2 pseudogenes are annotated in these 1,435 nt (G+C 38.7%); one reads left to right on the plus strand and one right to left on the minus strand.

Annotated features, from left to right (window positions below):
* Nucleotides 1-98, minus strand: a pseudogene (locus tag BHE89_RS26220) (hypothetical protein); the annotation flags it as partial.
* 35 nt (nt 99-133) lie between these two features.
* Between BHE89_RS26220 and BHE89_RS17205 the strand changes: the two are divergent.
* Nucleotides 134-1,427: pseudogene (locus BHE89_RS17205) on the plus strand (NAD(P)/FAD-dependent oxidoreductase).
* Nucleotides 1,428-1,435 lie beyond the last annotated feature (8 nt).

Here is a 1,435-nt window from a genome sequence, read left to right on the forward strand (position 1 = left end):
TCAGCTTCAGTAGCGAAAGTTAAAGGTGTTGCAACGATAGCGCATTTTTCTGCTTTAATTTCATTAAGTTCGTGATCGCCACGGACTAATAATGCAACTTTATGGAGTTGACGTTAAATGTCATTAAAAAAAAATTGTTATTGTCGGTGGTGGTGCGGGTGGTTTAGAACTGGCAACCAAATTAGGCAATAAATTAGGGCGCAGCAAAAAAGCAGAAATCACCTTAGTGGATCGCAACAATAGTCATTTATGGAAACCCCTTTTACATGAAGTGGCAACGGGCTCTTTAGATGATGGTGTTGATGCTTTAAGTTATTTAGCACACGGCTATAATCATCATTTCAATTTCCAATTAGGCTCCTTAACAGGGCTTGACCGTGACCAAAAAAAGATAACACTGGCTGCCATTTATAATGAAGAGCAAGAGCTACTCGTGCCTGAACGCACATTAGACTATGATATTTTAGTGATGGCATTAGGCAGTAAATCAAACGATTTTGGCACACCAGGCATCAAAGAAAACTGTATTTTCTTGGACAGTCCTCAACAAGCACATCGTTTCCATAATGAAATGTTGAATTTGTTTTTAAAATACTCAGCAGATAATAATGCACAAGAAGAAAATCGTAAGGTCAATATTGCGATTGTAGGTGGCGGTGCGACGGGGGTTGAGCTTTCAGCTGAATTACATAATGCAGTGCGTCAGCTTAATAGCTATGGATTAAAAAAAATTAGCACCTTCAGCATTAAATATCACTTTAGTTGAAGCTGGAGAGCGCATCTTGCCTGCATTACCAGTGCGTATCTCTAGTGCTGCACATCAAGAATTAACAAAATTAGGTGTGCGAGTTATGACCAAAACGATGGTCACAAGTGCGGATGAAAGTGGATTAAATACCAAAGAAGGTGAGCATATTGATGCTGACTTAATGGTGTGGGCAGCAGGCATTAAAGCGCCTGATTTTATGAAAGAGATTGCAGGCTTAGAGACTAACCGTATTAACCAGCTAGTTGTTAAACCAACCTTACAAACAACCTTAGATGAGTCTATCTTTGCGATTGGTGACTGTTCTTCTTGTCCAAGAAAAGAAGGTGGTTTTGTTCCTCCACGAGCACAATCTGCACATCAAATGGCAAGTCGTTGTTATGGCAATATTTTAGCAATGTTAAAAGACAAACCACTAAAAGATTATGTGTTTACCGATCATGGTTCATTAGTTTCACTCTCTAAATTCAGTACTGTGGGGAGTTTGATGGGGAATTTGATGAAAGGGGACATGATGATCGAAGGACGCATAGCGCGGATTGTTTATATTTCTTTATATAGAATGCATCAGATAGCTTTACATGGTTATATCAAAACTGGGCTTATGATGTTAGTCGGATCAATCAACCGAGTTATTAGACCTAAACTAAAACTTCATTAAGTTATCTT

Source organism: Shigella sp. FC1967, from assembly GCF_001743005.1.
GTDB lineage: Bacteria > Pseudomonadota > Gammaproteobacteria > Enterobacterales > Enterobacteriaceae > Proteus.